This is a genomic window from Dyella sp. 01N36 (assembly GCF_056399745.1).
Genome location: NZ_JBFTRY010000380.1, coordinates 1 through 1,134, shown reverse-complemented (window position 1 = coordinate 1,134; position 1,134 = coordinate 1). Strand labels below are relative to the sequence as shown.

At 67.5% G+C, this 1,134-nt stretch carries 1 protein-coding gene and 1 pseudogene; both read right to left on the bottom strand.

What is annotated here, in order from left to right; all coding sequences use genetic code 11:
* A pseudogene (locus AC1DMG_RS22285) lies at positions 1 to 784 on the bottom strand (EmrA/EmrK family multidrug efflux transporter periplasmic adaptor subunit); the annotation flags it as partial.
* Positions 771 to 1,134, bottom strand: a 364-nt coding sequence (locus tag AC1DMG_RS22280; RefSeq protein ID WP_477181166.1) for a TolC family protein, incomplete at its 5' end; no start/stop codon positions are given. The pseudogene AC1DMG_RS22285 and the gene AC1DMG_RS22280, both read right to left, overlap by 14 nt.

Here is a 1,134-nt window from a genome sequence, read left to right as displayed (position 1 = left end):
CACACAGGTCGTGCAGTGGCACCACCGCCATCAGCTGCTGGCCGGTCTGCACGCAGTTGCCCACCTGAACGCTGCGCTGGGCGACGTAGCCGGTGACCGGCGCGTAGATGTTGTTGCGCTGTGCGGCGATCCAGGCCGAACGGTAATTGGCGCGCGCCTGCTCCACCGCCGGATTGGTGGCGATGCGGGTGCCTTCGATGGCGGCGTGCGAAGCCGCGGCCTGTGCCTGCGCCGCGTCGAGCGAGGCCTGTGCCTGGTCGACGGCATCGCGCAGGTGCTGCACCGTTTCCGGCGCTTCGGCCTGGGCGGCCACCAGCGGTGCGCGACGGGCAAGATCCGCCTGCGCCTTCTTGAGATCGACGCGGGCCTTGGCCACCTGGGCATCGGCGCTGGTCGCCGACTCGGTCTGCTGGCGCACCTGGCGCACGGCCTGCGCGAGCGCGCTGCTGGTCTGCTGCAGGCGCACGTCGGCGTCGGTGTTGTCGAGCTTCACCAGCACCTGGCCGGCTTCGACGCGCTGCGTGTCGTCAGCCAGGATCGCCACCACGATGCCGGGCACCTGCGCTGAAATCGCCACCTGGTTGCCGCCGACATAGGCGTTGTCGGTCTTCTCGCGGGTGGAGAACACGAACAGCCACAGCAGCAGCCATGCAACGGCGGCCAGCACAAAGACCGCGGCGACGATGAACAACGCGCGACGGCGCTTGACGGGATCCTTTGCCGCCATGCCGCTGTCGTTGTCGTCGTTGTTGTTCTTCTTGACGTCGGAATCAGTGGCGCTCATTCGGGGCGTCTCCGGAAAGGTTCAAAGGGGAAGAGGGGTGATCGCTGGATGCCTGTGCCGGCAGGCTGGCGCGGTAACCGCCGCCCAGGGCCTTGATCAGCGAGATATCGGTGGAGAGCGCCTGGCCTTGCAGGGTCACATCGCTGTCCTGCTGTTGCAGAAGGTCTGCCTGCGCACTCAGCGATTCGCGGCTGTCGCTCACGCCACGCTTGACGCGCGATTGCGCGTTGGCGAGCAGCTGCTGGTTGGCGGCGATTTCGCGGGCCTGTTCCTTGCGGCGATTCTGGATCTGGTCTGCGGTCAGGCTTTGCGTGGCGACGTCGCGCGCGGCGCTCAACACGGTGCTGTTG